At 36.0% G+C, this 17,674-nt stretch carries 26 protein-coding genes; 16 read left to right on the top strand and 10 right to left on the bottom strand.

The window, feature by feature from the left end; all coding sequences use genetic code 11:
* Positions 1–228: 228 nt before the first annotated feature.
* The 3 genes from RAH34_RS02300 to RAH34_RS02310 all read left to right on the top strand — a co-directional run bounded on the left by RAH34_RS02300 (position 229) and on the right by RAH34_RS02310 (position 2,527).
* Complete coding sequence (locus RAH34_RS02300) at positions 229–411, top strand: helix-turn-helix domain-containing protein (RefSeq protein WP_306595414.1); 183 nt, start codon at positions 229–231, stop codon at positions 409–411.
* 194 nt (positions 412–605) lie between these two features.
* Entirely contained in the window at positions 606–1,445 is an 840-nt protein-coding gene (locus tag RAH34_RS02305) for an SDR family NAD(P)-dependent oxidoreductase (RefSeq protein WP_306595012.1), read from the top strand.
* Positions 1,446–1,612: 167 nt separating this feature from the next.
* Positions 1,613–2,527, top strand: a complete 915-nt coding sequence (locus RAH34_RS02310; RefSeq protein WP_306595013.1) for an AraC family transcriptional regulator — start codon at positions 1,613–1,615, stop codon at positions 2,525–2,527.
* 95 nt (positions 2,528–2,622) lie between these two features.
* On the opposite strand, the gene rimM is transcribed toward RAH34_RS02310, so the two are convergent.
* From rimM to RAH34_RS02340, 6 genes are all read right to left on the bottom strand, one after another.
* On the bottom strand, positions 2,623–3,165 hold the full coding sequence (rimM, locus tag RAH34_RS02315) for a ribosome maturation factor RimM (protein ID WP_062673923.1): 543 nt from the start codon (positions 3,163–3,165) through the stop codon (positions 2,623–2,625).
* A 14-nt stretch (positions 3,166–3,179) separates the two neighbouring features.
* Positions 3,180–3,746 (bottom strand): 30S ribosomal protein S16, encoded by a 567-nt coding sequence (locus tag RAH34_RS02320; protein ID WP_114820369.1) that lies wholly within the window; start codon positions 3,744–3,746, stop codon positions 3,180–3,182.
* Between the two features lie 117 nt (positions 3,747–3,863).
* Positions 3,864–4,448, bottom strand: a complete 585-nt coding sequence (locus RAH34_RS02325) for a hypothetical protein (protein WP_306595014.1) — start codon at positions 4,446–4,448, stop codon at positions 3,864–3,866.
* Entirely contained in the window at positions 4,449–4,958 is a 510-nt protein-coding gene (locus RAH34_RS02330; protein ID WP_306595015.1) for a nitroreductase, read from the bottom strand.
* 126 nt (positions 4,959–5,084) lie between these two features.
* Positions 5,085–5,534 carry a hypothetical protein gene (locus RAH34_RS02335; protein WP_034698989.1) on the bottom strand — a complete coding sequence of 150 codons (450 nt, stop codon included), beginning with the start codon at positions 5,532–5,534 and terminating at the stop codon, positions 5,085–5,087.
* Positions 5,535–5,683: 149 nt separating this feature from the next.
* Positions 5,684–6,214: an SRPBCC family protein gene (locus tag RAH34_RS02340; protein WP_114820372.1), complete on the bottom strand. Its 531-nt coding sequence runs from the start codon at positions 6,212–6,214 to the stop codon at positions 5,684–5,686.
* Between the two features lie 211 nt (positions 6,215–6,425).
* Between RAH34_RS02340 and RAH34_RS02345 the strand changes: the two genes are divergently transcribed.
* The 9 genes from RAH34_RS02345 (at position 6,426) to RAH34_RS02385 (ending at position 12,455) form a co-directional block, all read left to right on the top strand.
* On the top strand, positions 6,426–8,462 hold the full coding sequence (locus RAH34_RS02345) for a M3 family metallopeptidase (RefSeq protein WP_306595016.1): 2,037 nt from the start codon (positions 6,426–6,428) through the stop codon (positions 8,460–8,462).
* Positions 8,455–8,892, top strand: a complete 438-nt coding sequence (locus tag RAH34_RS02350) for a hypothetical protein (protein WP_306595017.1) — start codon at positions 8,455–8,457, stop codon at positions 8,890–8,892. The genes RAH34_RS02345 and RAH34_RS02350 overlap by 8 nt, the downstream gene beginning before the upstream one ends.
* Positions 8,893–8,983: 91 nt before the next feature.
* Positions 8,984–9,403, top strand: a complete 420-nt coding sequence (locus tag RAH34_RS02355; protein WP_306595018.1) for a DUF1801 domain-containing protein — start codon at positions 8,984–8,986, stop codon at positions 9,401–9,403.
* Positions 9,404–9,454: 51 nt separating this feature from the next.
* The gene (locus RAH34_RS02360; protein ID WP_306595019.1) at positions 9,455–9,838 is read left to right on the top strand and encodes a tetratricopeptide repeat protein; all 384 of its coding nucleotides are present in this window, start codon (positions 9,455–9,457) and stop codon (positions 9,836–9,838) included.
* A gap of 27 nt (positions 9,839–9,865) precedes the next feature.
* Positions 9,866–10,066 (top strand): YqaE/Pmp3 family membrane protein, encoded by a 201-nt coding sequence (locus RAH34_RS02365; RefSeq protein WP_306595020.1) that lies wholly within the window; start codon positions 9,866–9,868, stop codon positions 10,064–10,066.
* 162 nt (positions 10,067–10,228) lie between these two features.
* On the top strand, positions 10,229–10,549 hold the full coding sequence (locus RAH34_RS02370) for a helix-turn-helix transcriptional regulator (protein WP_114820376.1): 321 nt from the start codon (positions 10,229–10,231) through the stop codon (positions 10,547–10,549).
* A gap of 35 nt (positions 10,550–10,584) precedes the next feature.
* Positions 10,585–11,088, top strand: coding sequence for an SRPBCC domain-containing protein (locus tag RAH34_RS02375; RefSeq protein WP_306595021.1), 504 nt, complete (start codon positions 10,585–10,587; stop codon positions 11,086–11,088).
* Positions 11,089–11,091: 3 nt separating this feature from the next.
* On the top strand, positions 11,092–11,505 hold the full coding sequence (locus tag RAH34_RS02380; RefSeq protein WP_306595022.1) for an SRPBCC family protein: 414 nt from the start codon (positions 11,092–11,094) through the stop codon (positions 11,503–11,505).
* A 218-nt stretch (positions 11,506–11,723) separates the two neighbouring features.
* Positions 11,724–12,455: a bifunctional 2-polyprenyl-6-hydroxyphenol methylase/3-demethylubiquinol 3-O-methyltransferase UbiG gene (locus RAH34_RS02385; RefSeq protein ID WP_306595023.1), complete on the top strand. Its 732-nt coding sequence runs from the start codon at positions 11,724–11,726 to the stop codon at positions 12,453–12,455.
* Between the two features lie 67 nt (positions 12,456–12,522).
* On the opposite strand, the gene RAH34_RS02390 is transcribed toward RAH34_RS02385, so the two are convergent.
* Both RAH34_RS02390 and RAH34_RS02395 read right to left on the bottom strand, forming a co-directional pair.
* Positions 12,523–13,929 carry an MFS transporter gene (locus tag RAH34_RS02390; RefSeq protein ID WP_306595024.1) on the bottom strand — a complete coding sequence of 469 codons (1,407 nt, stop codon included), beginning with the start codon at positions 13,927–13,929 and terminating at the stop codon, positions 12,523–12,525.
* A 39-nt stretch (positions 13,930–13,968) separates the two neighbouring features.
* The gene (locus tag RAH34_RS02395; RefSeq protein WP_306595025.1) at positions 13,969–14,532 is read right to left on the bottom strand and encodes a TetR/AcrR family transcriptional regulator; all 564 of its coding nucleotides are present in this window, start codon (positions 14,530–14,532) and stop codon (positions 13,969–13,971) included.
* 115 nt (positions 14,533–14,647) lie between these two features.
* Between RAH34_RS02395 and RAH34_RS02400 the strand changes: the two genes are divergently transcribed.
* Positions 14,648–15,115 (top strand): VOC family protein, encoded by a 468-nt coding sequence (locus RAH34_RS02400; RefSeq protein WP_306595026.1) that lies wholly within the window; start codon positions 14,648–14,650, stop codon positions 15,113–15,115.
* A 94-nt stretch (positions 15,116–15,209) separates the two neighbouring features.
* Entirely contained in the window at positions 15,210–15,833 is a 624-nt protein-coding gene (locus RAH34_RS02405; protein WP_306595027.1) for a hypothetical protein, read from the top strand.
* A 137-nt stretch (positions 15,834–15,970) separates the two neighbouring features.
* Here the strand turns inward: RAH34_RS02405 and RAH34_RS02410 are convergent, their stop codons facing one another.
* Together RAH34_RS02410 and RAH34_RS02415 are read right to left on the bottom strand one after the other, a co-directional pair.
* On the bottom strand, positions 15,971–16,345 hold the full coding sequence (locus tag RAH34_RS02410; RefSeq protein ID WP_306595028.1) for a hypothetical protein: 375 nt from the start codon (positions 16,343–16,345) through the stop codon (positions 15,971–15,973).
* Positions 16,345–16,479: a hypothetical protein gene (locus RAH34_RS02415; protein WP_306595029.1), complete on the bottom strand. Its 135-nt coding sequence runs from the start codon at positions 16,477–16,479 to the stop codon at positions 16,345–16,347. The genes RAH34_RS02410 and RAH34_RS02415 overlap by 1 nt, the downstream gene beginning before the upstream one ends.
* 99 nt (positions 16,480–16,578) lie before the next feature.
* On the opposite strand from RAH34_RS02415, the gene RAH34_RS02420 reads away from it, so the two are divergent.
* Together RAH34_RS02420 and RAH34_RS02425 are read left to right on the top strand one after the other, a co-directional pair.
* Positions 16,579–17,199 carry a TetR/AcrR family transcriptional regulator gene (locus RAH34_RS02420; protein WP_114820385.1) on the top strand — a complete coding sequence of 207 codons (621 nt, stop codon included), beginning with the start codon at positions 16,579–16,581 and terminating at the stop codon, positions 17,197–17,199.
* A complete protein-coding gene (locus tag RAH34_RS02425; protein ID WP_306595030.1) occupies positions 17,177–17,671 on the top strand; it encodes a GNAT family N-acetyltransferase in 495 nt (164 codons plus the stop codon). Before RAH34_RS02420 ends, RAH34_RS02425 begins: the two co-directional genes overlap by 23 nt.
* The last annotated feature ends 3 nt before the right edge of the window (positions 17,672–17,674 follow it).

Here is a 17,674-nt window from a genome sequence, read left to right on the forward strand (position 1 = left end):
ATTTTTCTTCAGTAGATACACCACTCCTTTTGCTTTTTTCCATGTATTCATCCATATTTTCATTAAAACAAGCTATAATAATTCAACAAAATGTGAATACATACTGAAAATTATATGAATTCTGCATGAAAGCTTTACGGAAAGCCTTAATCTTACGGAACTTTCCAAAACCCTGAACATCCATCCTATTCATCTCAGCAGGGGGGGCACAAATATTTCCATTGTAATCTGGGTGAATATCTCAGAAAATTAAAACTCAATAAATCTCTTGAACTTCTTTCTTCATCCCATTCTTTAACGGATATTGCCATGGAATGTGGTTTTTCAGATCAGAGCCATTTTATCAGATGTTTTAAAGAAAATATAGGAATTACAACGCTGAAATACAGGAATCTTCTGAAAAATCATTGAGACTTGTTTGAAATTAAAGAGGGATTTGTTCATCAATTGTTTGAGATTCTTCATTACATTGCATTTCATTCAGAATGACACAGGTTAAATAGTACCATTCACGATTTGGATACATCATTCCCCGATTTGGATACATTTCCCTTTTCGTAAGTTTCCATCTTTGTACCATCATTTAAACAAAAAAATATTTAAAAATGGAAACAAAAAAAGTATGGTTCGTGACAGGAGCTTCAAAAGGCTTAGGATTCGAATTGGTAAAAAAATTACTATCCGAAGGATTTCAGGTTGCTGCGACAAGCCGTACCGTTGAATCCCTGATCTCCACCATCGGAGAAACTTCAGAAAACTTTCTTCCGCTCAGCGTCAACATCACAGATAATAACGATATCAAATCTGCCATTGAAAAAACAGTTCATCATTTCGGACAAATTGATGTAGTGGTCAACAATGCAGGTTATGGACAAATCGGAACGTTGGAAGAACTTACCGATGAAGAGGCAAGAGAAAATTATGCAGTGAATGTTTTCGGAACCTTAAATGTCATCAGAAACGCGATGCCTTATCTTCGTGAGCAAAGATCTGGAAATATCTTCAATATTTCTTCTGTTGGCGGCTATTCTGCTAATTTTCCAGGCTGGGGAATCTATTGTTCTACAAAATTTGCTGTGGCCGGATTTACGGAAGCATTGGCTGAAGAAGTAAAAGACTTCGGAGTGCATGCTACGGTTGTTTATCCCGGATATTTCCGTACCGATTTCTTAACCAAAGATTCTGTGAAAACACCTGCCAATCCTATTCAGGCTTATGAAGCAGCAAGAAATTCGGAACAGGCCCACCTTAACGAAATCAATGGAAACCAACCTAACGATCCTGAAAAGGCAGCGGATGTGCTGATCCAGATCAGTAAAGAAAAAAATCCTCCGGTACATTTATTATTAGGTGTCGGAACGATTGAATTTCTGAATAACAAAATTGATATTTTAAAGAAAGATGCTGAGAAATGGGAAAGCCTTACTGTTTCTACAGCAATTTAATCTGCTAATAGCCTTCGGTTCCGCTCAGGACGACATCTCTAATACCAAATGTTTTAATTTATATTCGTGAATTCAATGTAAAATTTTAGAGAAGCCGGTCTTAGCGGAGTCGAAGACTTTTTGAATCAATATGTTATACTTTTTACAAAAACAACTAACTTCGCTCTATGAAACAGCCCGTTCGTTTTAATTCTATTTCAGATTTTCATGCTTTCTGTGGTCTTCCCAATCCTGAGCATCCGCTGATCAGCGTGATCGATTACAGCAAAGTCCGTTATATCGTGGACAATGAGGAACTGAAGTGGATTCAGAATTTTTATTCCATTGGTCTGAAAAAGAATGTAAGCCCAAAGTTCAATTATGGACAGCAGCAATACGATTTCGATTCTGGAGTACTGTGTTTTGTTTCACCGCAGCAATATTTAAGTCTTGAAATCAACCCGGATGTAGAAGTGGAACCTACCGGATTTTTATTACTGATTCACCCCGATTTTCTGTGGAATACTTCATTAACCAAAAAAATAAAATCGTATGATTTCTTCAGCTATCAGGTGAAAGAAGCTCTTTTCCTTTCTGATAAAGAAGAAAAAATCCTTGTTGACATTTTTAAAAACATTGAACGGGAATATCAGGCCAATACCGATAGATTCACACAGGAACTGATTATTGCCCAGATTGAATTATTACTGGTGTACTCCGACCGTTTTTATGAAAGGCAGTTTTTCACCAGAAAAAAATCAAGTCACGAGTTATTGTACAAATTCGAAGACATCCTTTCCCAATATTTCGAAAGCGGAAATCTCCTTGAAAACGGGATTCCATCAGTGAAGTGTATTGCCGAACAGATGAATATTTCTCCCAATTATCTGGGAACACTTTTACGTCTTCACACCCAGCAAAATACACAACAGCATATTCAGAATAAATTAATTGAATCTGCTAAAGAACGATTAAGCACCACAAGTTTATCCGTAAGTGAAATTGCTTATGAATTAGGGTTTGAACATCCACAGTCTTTCAGCAAACTTTTTAAACAAAAAACCAGTCAGTCTCCGGGAGAATTCAGAAAAATGTTTAATTAGGAACTAAATCCCCTCAATTCTTTGAAAAGAGAATGGGTTAATAAAGTAGTTTAAGGATAATAATAAAGTAAGTGACGAAGTTGCTTATTGCAAAACTATTCGTCTTTTTTCGAAGGAACCAGAAATACATCAATAAGACCTTCAGGAAGTTCCATTTTGATGGTTCTTTCTTCTCTGTCAACTGCAAGAATCCAGTCTTTGATCATAGGGATAACCACTTCTTTTCCATCCAGATTGGTAATGAAATACACCTGGGCAGTCTGATCGTTTACCGATCTGATCACGCCACAGTTGTTATCATTCTGGTCAAAAATTTCAAATCCGATGATTTCGTGGTAATAGAATTGTTTTCCTGAAAGTTTAGGCAGTGAAGCAAGCGGAAGGTAAACACTTTTACCCAACACCTGATCTACCATTGCTTCAGAAGAATTTTTGAATGCAAGATTCAGAGCATCAAGTTTGCTCCATGATGATTTTTCAATAAAAAATGGAACCAATAATCCGTTGATTTCAACGAATATTGATTCCAATTTATTGTAAAGCTCGGGTTGATCGGTATCCAATTTAAGGATCACGTTACCCGCAAGTCCGTGTCTGCGTGTGATTTTTCCTAAAAAATAGCAATCTTCTTTACGCATAACAGGGTTTGTTCTTAAGCTTCAGTGTTTTCTTCAGTTTCAGCAGCAGGAGCTTCTCCTTCTGTAGCTTCAGCAACAACTTCTTCAGCAGGTGCGTTGGCAGCTTCTTCAGCAGCTTTAGCATCAGCTTCAGCTTGTGCAGCAGCAGCAACTCTAGCTTCGTTTACTTTTACTTCAGCTTCGAAAGCAGCTTTCTTAGCATCAGCTTTAGCGGTAGCTAAACCGTCTACTTTACCTTGTACTTTAGCATCTTTAGCTTCTACCCAAGCATTGAATCTTTTTTCAGCTTCAGCTTCGTCAAAAGCACCTTTAGCTACACCACCTTGTAAGTGTTTTTTGTAAAGAGCACCTTTGTAAGATAAAATAGCTCTAGCAGTATCAGTTGGCTGAGCACCGTTGTTTAACCACTGTACAGCAGAATCAACGTTCAATTCGATAGTTGCCGGGTTAGTAATTGGGTTGTAAGTACCTAGTTTCTCGATGAATCTACCATCTCTTCTAGCTCTAGAATCTGCAACCACGATGTGGAAAAAAGGTTTTCCTTTTTTACCGTGTCTTTGTAATCTGATTTTTACTGACATAATGTTTGAATTTTACGGGAACTCGTCCCAGTTAAATATTTAAGAGTGCAAAGATAGTAAAAAAGTTTGAAGTAAAGAGCTCCAAGTAAAAAGTTTTATAAAATTCAATTTATTTTTTTAACCAAGCAGGGCAAAAGAAAATATTGTTGAAATAATTACGGAAATTAAAACAGCCATAAAAACTACAAAATTACCCCGCGTTTTTCCTGTAATCCCGTAAATCACCAGATAGTTGATGATATAAACTGGTACCAGCAGAAAAAATGAGAACTCTCCTGTAGATTTCATCACAGCCTTTAAAAAAAGAATCCCGGTAACAGAAGCTGCTACAAGTCCTAAAAGGCTTTTAAAAATTATTCTTTCATCTATTTTATCATTTTCTTTTACTTTTGAAAACTGATCAAATTTATCCAGAATAAAAACTTTCAAATCACTGCTTCCGATCATTTCCGAAGAGATCGTTTCAAGAATAGTATCTATCTTTTCTCCCTTTTGTACCATTTTATGTACTTCAAATGAGATTCTTCCTTTTTCTTTGACTAAAACTTTCCTGTATTCTGCTGCTTTTACAAATTCATCATAATTGAATTGCTGACTGATGGCTTCCCGCAATTCATCATTGACTTTACCAGTATGATCAGTCATATGAAGATAGGCAGCATGCAGATCTTCTTCATTATAATTTCTATAAATATTCTTCATCTATACCGTTCCCATATAAAATAACCCCAGACATTTCTGGTTTTCTTCAATGGTCAGAGACTCTTTCAGCTCATCTACAATTTTAGGAGAACTCCAGTAACATCCGATATTATTTGCGGTACAGGTAAGATACATATTCTGAACCGCCATTGAAGTAGCGGCAATCTCTTCCCATTCAGGAACCATTCCGCTGAAATTGACTATAATGGAAACCACAACATTGGCTTTATTGATTTTAAAACCGATATCTGCGTATTTTTTTTCCAGGAAAAGCTGTTCTGGAGTAACGGTCTTATAGATCGCCTGCATTTCTGAGGCCAGCTGTGCTTTTTCTTCTCCTTTGAATATTTTGAAACGCCAAGGCTTAGTACGTTTATGGTTGGGAGCAAACGTGGCAGAGTTTACAATCTCCTCCAAAACTTCCTGAGATATTTCTGTGTCTGTATAATCTTTTGGGAAAATACTTCTTCTTTGCTCTATAATTTCTTTTAAAATGGATGCATTATTCATGTAACAAAATTACGAAAAAGATAGAAGCAGGAATCAGAATGAAGGAAGTTTAATGTTTGGCGGGTGATCAAGATCCCGGAAGCTTATCAAAAATACTTTTTACTTTTTACTTTTTACTTTTTACTTTTACAAAACCTCTATCACCTTCTGATGGATTTTGTTTAAGGTAAATTCATCGCCGGATTTCATGCCCATCATCTTTTTGGCCATGGGACTTTCCGGAGAGATAGCGTAGAACCTGTCTCCCTCAAAAAAGAACTCTCCAAGTGACACAGAAATATAAAACCTTGCCTTATTGGTAATAACCAGTGAACCAAGCTGTACTCTTTCTGTAGCGGTATTCAGGACTTTTGCCATATTTCTTTTAAGATCATTCAAAGCTCCCAGCTGCCGCTGCATCTGATAAATTTCCTCCTGCATTTCTTCTCTCATACTGTCATATTTCGGAGTTTTTTTGATGTCACGGCTGGCTTCAAGGGTAAATTCGATAAAGTTTTTCAATTTTTCAATTTTCTCTGTGATGGTAGTCTTCACAAAGTCTCTGATATCACTTTTTTCAAATACAATCTTCTCCATACAATCTATTCTTTATATAAAGATAATATTTTAGAATAATATTTCTTTGACTTTATGCAAAAACGTTAACAAAATGAAGAGAAATATGATTTATTCGAATAATGGAGTTCTCATAAAAAAAGCCCTGTAAGATGTACAAGGCTCTCCTATTATTTTTCAGCAAGCTTTTTCAGATCGCCCAGCCCCTGGCTGAACATTTTATCCATATTGCTATTCATCATCGGCTTCATAATCTTCATCATCGGAGTAAGCTCATTATCAATCATCCATGTCACTTTCGTTCCGCCTCCTTCAGGAGTCATAATAAAATTAGCTTTCATATCTCCCTCAAAAGGTTCTATAAAATGAAGTCTTGTGCTCATTTTTTGATTCGGAACCAGCTCAGTAATGGCTTGTTCACCTTCTCCTACATTTTTATCTCCCTTCCAGTGATAGGAATCTCCTACTTTATCTCCGTTCCCTGAATACGTAATGACAATGTTTTTATCAGCTTTGGAAAAAGGATCCCATTGGTTATAGCCTTTTAAATTCCCTGTATAGGCCCATACTTTTTCCTGTGGTGCATTGATAACGATTGATTTTTCATAGTGATAGTCTTTACTGAAAGCCAGTATGGCAATGACAGCATAGATAAGGATCAGTACAATGATGATACCGATAATTTTTAAGAGTGTTTTCATAGTCTATATATTTAAGGTTGTTGATTTTAATAATGATTTCAGATCTGTTCTCAAAATTAAATGTTCCCACATCACTTCTCCTTTCCATATGACAAGATTAATTAAAGATAAGGTATTTTTGTCATAACTTGACAGTAAGGCATTATTTTTGAGCGTTTCAGCTGTGATTCCCGATGAATCATTACATTTACCTTATATAAAAAGATCAAAAATGAATATTTTAACAGAAAAATTTAACACACCATATCATTCGGCTCCGTTCAACAGCATTAAAAATGAAGATTATCTTCCTGCATTTAAAGAATTGATTCAAAAATCTGAAGCAGAAATTGATGCCATTGTCAACAATCCTGAAGCGCCTACTTTCGAAAATGTAATTGAAGCATTAGCGTATTCCGGAGAGCAGCTGGATGTGGTTTCCAATATTTTTTTCAACTTAAATTCTGCAGAAACCAGCGACGAAATCCAGCAGATTGCACAGGAAGTTTCTCCGATCCTGACAGAATATTCTTCAAAAATTTCTCAAAACGAAGCCCTTTTCAACAAAATCAAAAAAGTATATGATGAAAAGGAAAAATATAATCTCAACGAAGAGCAGGAAATGCTTTTGAATGAAACCTACAAGGGTTTTGTAAGAAGCGGAGCTTTACTGAATGAGGAAGACAAAGAAAAATTAAAGAAAATCAGCATGGATCTTTCTTTAAAATCTTTACAGTTCGGGCAGAATGTATTGGCTTCCACCAATGCTTATTTTAAACATATCACCAATAAAGAAGATCTTGCAGGAATTCCGGAAGCAATCATTGATCAATATGCTGAAGAAGCCAAAGAAAGAAACCTTGAAGGATGGGTAGTCACTTTACAGTATCCAAGCTATATTCCTTTCATGACCTATGCTGAAAACCGTGAACTGAGAAAAGAACTGGCTTTAGCCAATGGTAAAAAATCTTTCGATGGTGGAGAATTTGACAATCAGAATCTGATTAAGGAGCTATTGAATTTAAAGCAGCAGAAAGCTGAGCTTCTTGGATATAAAAACTATGCAGATTTTGTATTGGAAGAAAGAATGGCTAAGTCTCCGGTAAAAGTTTTAGATTTTTTAAATGAACTTCTGACTAAAGCAAAACCATACGCAGATCAGGAAATTGAAGAATTAAAAGCGTTAGCAAAAGCTGATGGAATTGAGGAAATGCAAGGCTACGACCACGGATTCTATGCTGAAAAACTTCGTAAGGCAAAATTCGATCTTAATGATGAAGAATTGAAACCTTATTTCCCATTAAGCCAGGTACAGGATGCTGTATTCGGGCTGGCTGGAAAACTTTTCGGGCTGACTTTTGAGGAAAGAAATGATATTCCGAAGTACCACGACGATGTAAAAGTATATGAAGTAAAAGAAGCCTTCGACTCCGCTCAGGCTGACAGATACAAGGCACTATTATACGTTGATTATTTCCCAAGAAAAGGGAAAAGAGCCGGTGCATGGATGACCAGCTACAAAAATCAGTACAAACAAAACGGTGAAAATTCACGTCCGCATATTTCAATTGTCTGCAACTTCAGCAAACCGACAAAAGATACACCTAGCTTACTGACTTTCCAGGAGGTAACTACTCTATTCCACGAATTTGGCCATGCGCTTCACGGCATAATGGCAGATACTCAATATCCTAATCTTTCCGGAACTTCTGTGAAATGGGATTTTGTAGAACTTCCGTCACAGTTTCTGGAAAACTTCTGCTATGAACCGGAATTCTTAAAAACGTTTGCAAAACATTATAAAACCGGAGAAGTACTTCCCGACGAGAAAATTGAAAAAATAGAACAGTCTAAAAACTTCATGGAAGGATATCAGACTTTAAGACAACTTGGTTTCGGACTTCTGGATATGAACTATCATACAAAAGTGGCAGAACTGGAGAACGAAAGTGTAAAAGAGTTTGAAGATAAATATACGAAAGCAACCACTCTTTACCCTTCCAACACTGAAACGGCAATGAGCCCAAGTTTCTCCCACATTTTCCAGGGAGGATATTCTGCAGGATATTATTCTTATAAATGGGCGGAAGTTCTGGATGCCGATGCATTCCAGTATTTCAAAGAAAACGGAATCTTTAATCCTGAGATTGCAGCTAAGTATAAAGTACTGCTTTCTTCAGGGGGAACGAAAGATCCGATGGAGCTTTACAAAAATTTCAGAGGCAGTGAACCGAAAGTGGAAAGCTTATTGAAAAGAGCATTTGGATAGAATACTAGCTGAGATGACGACAGAAAAAATTAACCTGCTGGAAGTTGTTTTTAATCAATCTTTAAAAACAGCTCTTGACAATATTACTTCTGAAAAGATTGATGAAATTCTTGACAACAGAGATTCTGCAGAGTTTTCTGATGAATGGATGAAAGCGTATCAGATGATTGAAGAAATGCCTTTTGATGAGGAAACAGAAGACAAAATAAGTGATATCCGAAAGGAGATTTTTGTTTCCACGTTCAGAAGTACCGGTTCTTCAGATCTTCCGGCTTATATTTCAGATGATTTTGGTTTGATCTGCTCTTACTACATTCATCAGATTGAAAACAGCTGGGTCACCCATTTGCTTTTCACTTATCTTCATCATCAGATTCCACAAGGTGAACTGATGAAAACAGAGAAAACAATGAAAGAACTGATTCAGTAAATCAGGAAAAATACAATAAAAAGAACAGTAATCGCTGTTCTTTTTTGTTTTAAATTAGTTGCCCGATAATCTCAAAATCAATTTCTGATCCATGACCACCCAAGAACAAATCCAGGACTACATCAACAGCCAGGCGGAACTGAAGCGTAATGATATGCAGGAACTCCATAACATTATTCTCGAACTCATGCCGGAATGCCAGCTGTGGTTTCTGGATGGTAAAAACAGTGAGAATAAAACCGTTTCCAATCCCAATATCGGATATGGATCGTATATCATGCAGTATGCAGGTGGAAAAACAAGAGATTTTTATCAGATTGGAATGAGCGCTAATACCACTGGCATCTCAGTTTATATCATGAATATCGGTGATAAAGCGTATTTATCTAAAACCTATGGAGAAAAAATAGGGAAAGCCAGCGTCACGGGATATTGTATTAAATTCAAAGCATTGAAAGATATCAATATTGAAATCCTGAAAGCTGCCATACTGGATGGACTTAAAGAGTAAAAAGCTAAATTTGCACCTTATAAGTAAACATCCATTCTGTAATTCCAAATAATGAGTACGATAACAACAAGATTAGAAAACGTAAAAAAACTTCAGGCTAAAAGATGGGAAAATGAAGACCATTGGGATACTTTAAATGATCTGTTGGTTAAAGAATTAGATGAAATTTTATTGATTGAGCCTGAAAATACATCAGCTTTAATCAATATTGGTGCTATTTACTCGGATATGGGAGAAAATGAAACAGCACTGAAGTATTTAAAAACGGCATTAAATTTGGGTTCAAAAGACAAAAATCTCTTTGTAAACCTCGCTATTGTGCTTGTTTATATGGAGAAACATCAGGAAGAATATTTGGAATATCTTGAAGAAGCGGAGGATAAAATGGAAGATCCTCTCACTTTTAAAGCGTATTTCGATCCTCAGTCGCGTTAAAATTAATTCAAATAAAAACTTAAAATCATGTTATTAGCCATCTTACTTCCGTTCTTATCTTTCATAGTCCGTGGAAAATTTTTCACCGGAATTATCTGCCTTATTTTACAGATCACTCTGATTGGATGGCTTCCTGCTGCTATTTGGGCCGTACTTTCTTTAAATAATGAAAGAGCTGACAAAAGAAATGACCGTTTGATTAAAGCCATGCGGGAGAACAAAAGATAAACTTACCCAAGCCTACCACAAACACCTGATTTAAAAACAATTAATAAACATTATCTATTGTTTTTCAGTTTCTGATTTATAAATTTCATCAAAAAAAATTGCGAAACCGAAAAGTTGCGCATATATTTGCAACCATATGGTTTCATTTAAAAATCATCATTTATGAGAAGAGATATTTTTCAGGCTATTGCAGATCCTACTCGAAGAGCAATTATTGCACTGATCGCAGTTCAGGCAATGACACCCAATGCCATAGCAGAGCATTTTGATACGACCAGACAGGCCGTTTCAAAACATCTGAAAATTCTGACAGAGTGTGAATTGGTGACTCAAAATCATCAGGGAAGAGAAATTTACTACTTTTTAGAAATTGATAAAATGAAAGAAATAGATCATTGGCTGGAACAGTTCAGAAAAATCTGGGAAAACCGTTTTGAACAGCTTGATACGTTACTGGCAACCCTGAAAAGCCAGCAGAAATAAAGTTTAATACAACAACCAACTATAAAAATATTACTATGAAACATCTTCTTCAGTTCGATTTCCTTGCAGATAAGGAAAAGAACACTTTAACCATCAGACGTGAATTTATGGCCCATCGACAATTGGTCTGGGATTGCTACACGAAAAGTGAACTTCTTGATCGTTGGTTTGCTCCCAAACCATTCACTACCAAAACACAATCTATGGAATTCCGTGAAGGCGGACACTGGCATTATGCAATGGTAGAACCTGGCGGTAAAGAATACTGGAGCTGGGTGGGTTATCACAAGATCAAACCTATTGATTCTTATACTTCCAGCGATGCATTCTGCAATGAAAAGGGAGAAATCAACACAGATCTTCCCCAGGCAGAATGGGTAGTATCTTTCACGGATAAAAATGAAAATACCCTTGTAGAAACTATTGTGACCTATCAATCCCTAGCAGATCTGGAAACCATTATCGAAATGGGAATGGAACAGGGAATGATGGCAACACTTGAAAAACTTGACGAATTACTATTAACATTAAAACCATAAAAAATGAGCCACAAAATCACAGTTTCTGCCACCATCAATGCAGAGGCAAAAAAAGTATGGAATTATTACACCCATCCTGAACACATTACTCAATGGAACTTTGCTGATCCTTCATGGCAATGCCCATCTGCTTCCAATGATATGAAAGTAGGCGGAAAATATGCAGCAAGAATGGAAGCTAAAGACGGAAGTTTCGGTTTCGACTTTGAAGCCGTTTACAATGAAATAAAAGATGGGGAAAACTTTACGTATACCATGCCGGACGGAAGACAGGTACGTGTTGACTTTAAAGAAAATAATGGCTACACCAATGTTGATGTTGCTTTCGATCCGGAAAGCGAAAACCCAGAAGACATGCAGAGAGGTGGCTGGCAGGCTATCCTTGATAATTTCAAAAAGTATGCGGAAGCTAATTAAAATATTTCAATCGAGAATTGATATAAAGCTGGATGTTTTGCATTCAGCTTTTATTTTTCAGGAACCAGAAACCTCTGAACTCTGATATTGTTGTAAATTTACATTTCAAGAACTGAAATATCTGAGTTTACTACCAGAAGGAACAGCAATCTTTGACCCTTGTCAAGGTTTAAAACCTTGACAAGGATAGATCATTAAGAACCACAATTTTTGAAGCTATGAAAGAAAATAAATACGACCATCCTTCATTTTTTGACCAGTACGAAAAAATGCTCCGTTCTCAGATCGGCTTGGAAGGTGCCGGAGAATGGCATACTTTGAAAAATATGCTGCCGGACTTTCAAGGAAAAAATATCCTTGATCTCGGTTGTGGTTTCGGCTGGCATTGCCGCTATGCTATAGAAAATGGAGCAAAATCTGTGATCGGAATTGACCTTTCAGAAAGAATGCTGGCAAAAGCTATGGAAATCAATAATCTGCCAGGAATTCAATATGAAAGAAAAGCGCTGGAAGAAGTGGATTATCCTGCTGAAAAATTTGACATCATACTAAGCTCTCTCACCTTACATTATGTAGAATCATTTGATAGCATTGCTCAAAATATTTATAAATGGCTTACACCCGGCGGATCTTTTGTATTTTCAGTAGAGCATCCTGTTTTCACTGCAGAAGGTAGTCAGGATTGGGTATATGATAAAAATGGTGAAAAAATCTGCTGGCCGGTAGACCGTTATTTTGTGGAAGGAAAAAGGAATACAACTTTTCTGGGGGAAAATGTCATTAAATACCACCGCACTTTAACTTCTTATTTAAATACATTATTACAACACGGCTTCACCCTCAAAGAAGTTGTTGAACCTCAACCAGGCGAAGAGATGTTGAAAGAAATTCCGGAGATGAAAGAGGAACTCCGCAGACCAATGATGTTACTCATTTCAGCTGAAAAATAATTTTCAACCAGAAATTTGAATTTATTTCTCTTACAATCTGATGATCTATCAACATTAAAATCCAGTATCATTTTCTGTTTCTCAGTTCCGGAAGAACATGATCCGGAAAATTAAGAATACAGATCATTACCAAAATCAGACAGAGAATATTAACCAACAAAGCTACAGAGAAAGCATTGTGATAATGTTGTGCATCAGGATTTTCTCCAAGAAAATAATAGAAAACACTTCCTACAGCAACAATTCCGATAATGGCAGCAATCTGCTGAAAGGTATTATAAACACCTGAGGCATTGCCAATCAGCTTTTCAGACATTCCGGACAGGGCTATATTGGCCAGGGAAGGGATGATAGATCCTATTCCCAAGCCATGTAAAAACAACAGCAGACAAAAAACCGGAAAACCTATCTGTGTCCTGAACAAAAACAATTGGAGCATAAGGATAAGAATAATAAAGCCAAGTCCTGCCATCAGGGCTTTTTTTCCATATCTTAAAATCAGTTTTACAGAAACGAACGATGCCAGGATAAAACCTAACCCTTGAAAAACAATAATCTCCCCTGCTTCCATCGGGCTGATCTTTAATCCATTCTGAAAGAAAAGGGACAGAATATAAAAATAAGAATCCAGCATAATAAAAAAGAAAGAAACCGCTATGATTCCAAGATTAAAATTTTTAAATCTGAATAATTCAAAATCAATGAGATAAGAACGTTTATTGTGAATTCTTTTCTTCTGATTTTTTATAAAAGCGAATAAAATCCCACCACAAATAATCATTAAAGAAACATTTTTGAAATGCAGCCCTTCATGCTCAGATGTCGTTAAAGCATACGTAGCACAGAACAATCCTGCAGAAAGAATCAGAACACCACCCACATCAAAGGACTGTTTAACAGGAATTTTAGATTCTTCCAATAATTTCAAGGTAAGAAAAACTGCCGGCAGGCCAATTGGAATATTGATCAGAAAAATGAGTCTCCAGGGTTCATCCATCATGCTCAGAGATGAAAAATAGCCACCGAGAAACTGCCCCAAAACAGTTCCTATTCCAATGGTAATTCCGTACCAACCCATCGCTTGGGTACGTTCCTGATGACCAGGAAACAGAATTTGTATCATCGAAAGTACCTGAGGAGCCATTATCGCAGCACTTATTCCCTGTACAAATCTTGCCATAACCAACTGATATGCTCCTGCAGAAAATCCACATGCAACAGAGCTTATCATAAAAGCTAATAACCCAATCACATACATCTTTTTTCTTCCGTACAAATCACCCAATCGTCCTCCTGTAATCAATAAAGAAGCAAAACCGATAAGATAGGCAGCAATCATAAACTGCATTTCTCCATGAGAGGCATGAAGATCACGCTGTATGGAAGGTATGGACACATTGATGATAAAAATATCCATAATCGTCAACAACTGACCAAACAATATCACTAATAATTTCAAATACTTATACTTCATTTTTATATAGATATATCTATTTTTTAAATACTAAAAAAATTAGGGTAATAAACCCTGTACCATTTTTTTCACCTGATCAAAAGAATCATTTTCTCTGTTGATGGTAGAGGTAACAACTGCTCCTTCTATTAAAAGGAAAATATTTTCTGCTATTAAATCAGGATCGGCTATTTGACCTTTTGCAGCACATTCATTGACAAGAGTCTTGATTAAATCTTTTTGCTTTTCTTTATGCTGTTTGGCAAAACCGGAAACGGAAGGATTGCCCTCTCCTGTTTCGGAAACAATTTTAATGAAATGACATCCTGCAAACTTTGAAGTCTGCTGCAGCTTTTTTCTGTAATCAATAAGCGCCAGAATCTTTTCTTTCGGGTCAGAAATCTTAGTGATACTTTTTTCAAAACCTTCAAACCACTCAATTTCTTCTTTGACAAGATAAGCCTGCAGAAGATCATTTTTAGATGAAAAATGATTGTACAAAGAGCCAATCGCAATGTCAGCCTCCGCAATAATCTGATTGATTCCCGTTGAATTGTAGCCTTGTTTATAAAACAAATCCGAAGCAACCCTGATAATTCTTTCGCGTACTTTTTCTTTTTTCATCGTGAAAATTTTTACAAATGTAGATAAAAAATAGAGAAGTCTATCTATTTTTAAATTAAGATAAAAACTATATTTTAGATTCAGGAAATCATTCTCTCGTTTAAACTCTGAAATCATGAAACTGTTATCCTGTTTTTTGACCTTTCTATTTCTAATAGACGTATCTTGCAGTCAGCCGCAGAAAACCAATCCTGTAAAAAATATGAAATCTACCAATCCTGTTGTCTACTTTGAAATTCCCGTGAATGACCTTGAACGTGCCGAAAAGTTTTATTCTGCAGTTTTCAACTTTAGTTTTGATAAAGAGATTATAGACAGCTATGAAATGGCTTTATTTCCTTTTGAAGAAAAAAACAGTGGTATTACGGGAGCTTTGGCTAAAGGAGATGTCTACAAGCCTTCTAAAAACGGAGTTATCATTTATTTTAAAACAGAAAATATTGACAGAACATTGGAAAAAGCCGTTCAACATGGAGGTTCTGTTCTTTATCCTAAAAGAATAGATGAAAAATATGGATTTGCTGTAGCAGAGTTTGAAGACTCAGAAGGAAACAGAATTGCCCTTCATGAAACAGTAAAATAGCTATACCATTCATTGCATATTATTTTTTTTAACAGAATTACTGCATATTTTGTATATTTAAACAACCATTTGAAATCTAATTGGGTAAAGAACTATGGCGGAAGAACTTTATTTCATCAAGACCAATCCCACTGTTGCCAAAATTAATTTGTACAATAAGCTGAGCCGTGAAGAAGAAAATATTCTGAGATTTCTTCAGCCTGAAGCGAAAAATACCCTTGAAACGATTAAAGAAAAAATCAAGGATTCTGTAGAAGAACTCACTCAGGAAGAACTTCTGCTTATTTTTCAATGGTTTCATAAAGCCTATTCTTCAGATCATGAGGAAACCAAGACACAGCTTTTCATCAATGGTATTGATCTTTTTTATGAAATTCCGACAAATGTTCATGCCGAGCATTTTCTTCAGATTCTTTCAGATTATGAAAAACTGCTGAAACAGGACATGAATTATATTGTGGATTCTAAAAATTTCAATCAGTTTCTGATCTACGGAATTTTTCTGACAGAAATGATCAACAAAAAACAGCATCCTGAAAATATCCTTTGTGAATATCTGAAACCGGATAACCAGTCTTTGTATCTCCTGGCAGAAGACCAATGTGGTTTGAAAGATTTTGATCCCAACATCATTCCGGATCTTCAACATTACTTTACCGATCTCTATGATCTTACCAAGTTTTACAAAGGTTCTATCATCAAGCTTGAACAGGAATAAAAAAATGTACGTTCCATGTAACATCTTGCATTCAATAATTGTCTTTTATACATAACCGAAAGAAAACAGCTGCTCAAAATGCAGTAAAATAATTATTGAACCAGGATAAAAACTATAACACAGCCGGCAGTCTCCTTTTACCATGCAGAACTGCTAGCTTTTTTATGTATCTGCTTTACTGCAAAAAGATAATACCCCACTCCTCCTGCAACATAAGCCACCACATCAAAAAAATCTCCGGTAAAATGAGTTGATAGTTTTGGGCAGAGCACTTCAAATAAAAAAGATAGATACAGCACTGAGGTCAATACAAACTTCAAATCAGGTTTCCATTGATAGCCGAGAATCCCATTCATGATATATTCTATCAGATAACCATACATGGGAATTGTAATACAATCTGTAAAATGGTCATTGATAACGGGAATAATAATTCCGTTTCTTCTCAGCAGAATAATAAGTGCCCATGCTGCAAGTCCCAGCAGGAACCAAAAGGAAATTCTTTTTTTCATCACATATGCAAAACAGCCATTATTACTCCGAGAATGACCTGCAGTATTCTTGATATAACTTCCTGAGGATCTGTTTTACTTTCTTTGTCAGTACTCTCCGCCAATTCATAATTGAATTTCTGTTTACCTTCCATTGTCATAAGATTTGATAGTACAAAGATATTAAATTAGAACAATTGTTCTAATTTTAAAAATATGATTTATATCCACTCTGATATTCTTATCTTTGGGTTATGAAGACCAAGGATAAAATTCTGTCTAAAGCACTGGAATTATTTAATGATAAAGGGTACAACAATATTACCACAAGGCATATTGCGGCCGAACTTCACATCAGTGCGGGAAACCTGCACTATCATTTCAAGCACTCTGAAGACATTATTACAATCCTTTTCTCAGAGCTTACCCTGGAAATGGATGAACTGCTGAACCAGATGAAAAAAAAGGAAAATAAAAGCCTGGACGACCTTTATCAGTTTACCTATTCTACCTGTGAAATTTTTTATTCTTACCGTTTTATATTTATTAATTTTATAGATATTCTGAACCGGAATCCGGACATCAAAGCCAATTATGAAGGGATTAATTTCAGCAGAAAAGAGGAATTTCAAATGATCTTTTCAGATCTTCAGAAGAACAATATATTTGTGAAAGATGTACCTCATTTTATTATAGATGGTCTTGTTGAGCAGATTTTCATCATTGCCGACAACTGGCTTACCCATAACAGGCTTATTTTGAAACTCAGTCCGAAAGAAGCCATTCAGCATTATACCCTTCTGCAGATGAATCTTTTCTACCCACTTCTCAATAAAGAACAGCAAAAACTTTATGAACAGCAATACATCAGATAATCATATCATCCTCAGAAAAGGAATTTACGATGATCTTCCGGAAATGCTGCAGCTGTTTACGGCAACAATAGATGAGGTATGCAAAAAAGATTATGATCTTCAACAACTTGAAGCCTGGAAATCCGGTTCCGAAAATAGGGAAAGATGGGTGAAAGTCATTAAAGAGCAATATGTTTTGGTTGCTGTCACAGAGAATAAGATCGCAGGTTTCTGTACACTCGATCAGGGAAATTATATTGATCTGCTTTTTGTACACAAAGATTTTCAGCACAAAGGAATCGCAACTATGCTTTACCATCATATTGAGAAAAAAGCTTTGCTGAATAATGAGAAAGAACTTACCGCTGATGTCAGTAAAACGGCCAGACCTTTTTTTGAAAAAAGAGGTTTTCATGTGGTTCAGGAACAGACTGTTCATGTAAAAGGAATTGCTATGACCAACTATAAAATGGTAAAAAATCTCATCTCTTAACTT

Source organism: Chryseobacterium sp. WLY505 (genome assembly GCF_030846215.1).
Taxonomy (GTDB): domain Bacteria; phylum Bacteroidota; class Bacteroidia; order Flavobacteriales; family Weeksellaceae; genus Chryseobacterium.

Bases quoted from the DNA above. Each gene is read 5' to 3' on its own strand.
- RAH34_RS02305 (WP_306595012.1), top strand. From the start codon at position 606: ATGGAAACAAAAAAAGTATGGTTCGTGACAGGAGCTTCAAAAGGCTTA.
- RAH34_RS02310 (WP_306595013.1), top strand. From the start codon at position 1,613: ATGAAACAGCCCGTTCGTTTTAATTCTATTTCAGATTTTCATGCTTTC.
- rimM (WP_062673923.1), bottom strand. From the start codon at position 3,165: ATGCGTAAAGAAGATTGCTATTTTTTAGGAAAAATCACACGCAGACAC.
- RAH34_RS02320 (WP_114820369.1), bottom strand. From the start codon at position 3,746: ATGTCAGTAAAAATCAGATTACAAAGACACGGTAAAAAAGGAAAACCT.
- RAH34_RS02325 (WP_306595014.1), bottom strand. From the start codon at position 4,448: ATGAAGAATATTTATAGAAATTATAATGAAGAAGATCTGCATGCTGCC.
- RAH34_RS02330 (WP_306595015.1), bottom strand. From the start codon at position 4,958: ATGAATAATGCATCCATTTTAAAAGAAATTATAGAGCAAAGAAGAAGT.
- RAH34_RS02335 (WP_034698989.1), bottom strand. From the start codon at position 5,534: ATGGAGAAGATTGTATTTGAAAAAAGTGATATCAGAGACTTTGTGAAG.
- RAH34_RS02340 (WP_114820372.1), bottom strand. From the start codon at position 6,214: ATGAAAACACTCTTAAAAATTATCGGTATCATCATTGTACTGATCCTT.
- RAH34_RS02345 (WP_306595016.1), top strand. From the start codon at position 6,426: ATGAATATTTTAACAGAAAAATTTAACACACCATATCATTCGGCTCCG.
- RAH34_RS02355 (WP_306595018.1), top strand. From the start codon at position 8,984: ATGACCACCCAAGAACAAATCCAGGACTACATCAACAGCCAGGCGGAA.
- RAH34_RS02360 (WP_306595019.1), top strand. From the start codon at position 9,455: ATGAGTACGATAACAACAAGATTAGAAAACGTAAAAAAACTTCAGGCT.
- RAH34_RS02365 (WP_306595020.1), top strand. From the start codon at position 9,866: ATGTTATTAGCCATCTTACTTCCGTTCTTATCTTTCATAGTCCGTGGA.
- RAH34_RS02370 (WP_114820376.1), top strand. From the start codon at position 10,229: ATGAGAAGAGATATTTTTCAGGCTATTGCAGATCCTACTCGAAGAGCA.
- RAH34_RS02375 (WP_306595021.1), top strand. From the start codon at position 10,585: ATGAAACATCTTCTTCAGTTCGATTTCCTTGCAGATAAGGAAAAGAAC.
- RAH34_RS02380 (WP_306595022.1), top strand. From the start codon at position 11,092: ATGAGCCACAAAATCACAGTTTCTGCCACCATCAATGCAGAGGCAAAA.
- RAH34_RS02385 (WP_306595023.1), top strand. From the start codon at position 11,724: ATGAAAGAAAATAAATACGACCATCCTTCATTTTTTGACCAGTACGAA.
- RAH34_RS02390 (WP_306595024.1), bottom strand. From the start codon at position 13,929: ATGAAGTATAAGTATTTGAAATTATTAGTGATATTGTTTGGTCAGTTG.
- RAH34_RS02395 (WP_306595025.1), bottom strand. From the start codon at position 14,532: ATGAAAAAAGAAAAAGTACGCGAAAGAATTATCAGGGTTGCTTCGGAT.
- RAH34_RS02400 (WP_306595026.1), top strand. From the start codon at position 14,648: ATGAAACTGTTATCCTGTTTTTTGACCTTTCTATTTCTAATAGACGTA.
- RAH34_RS02405 (WP_306595027.1), top strand. From the start codon at position 15,210: ATGGCGGAAGAACTTTATTTCATCAAGACCAATCCCACTGTTGCCAAA.
- RAH34_RS02410 (WP_306595028.1), bottom strand. From the start codon at position 16,345: ATGAAAAAAAGAATTTCCTTTTGGTTCCTGCTGGGACTTGCAGCATGG.
- RAH34_RS02415 (WP_306595029.1), bottom strand. From the start codon at position 16,479: ATGGAAGGTAAACAGAAATTCAATTATGAATTGGCGGAGAGTACTGAC.
- RAH34_RS02420 (WP_114820385.1), top strand. From the start codon at position 16,579: ATGAAGACCAAGGATAAAATTCTGTCTAAAGCACTGGAATTATTTAAT.
- RAH34_RS02425 (WP_306595030.1), top strand. From the start codon at position 17,177: ATGAACAGCAATACATCAGATAATCATATCATCCTCAGAAAAGGAATT.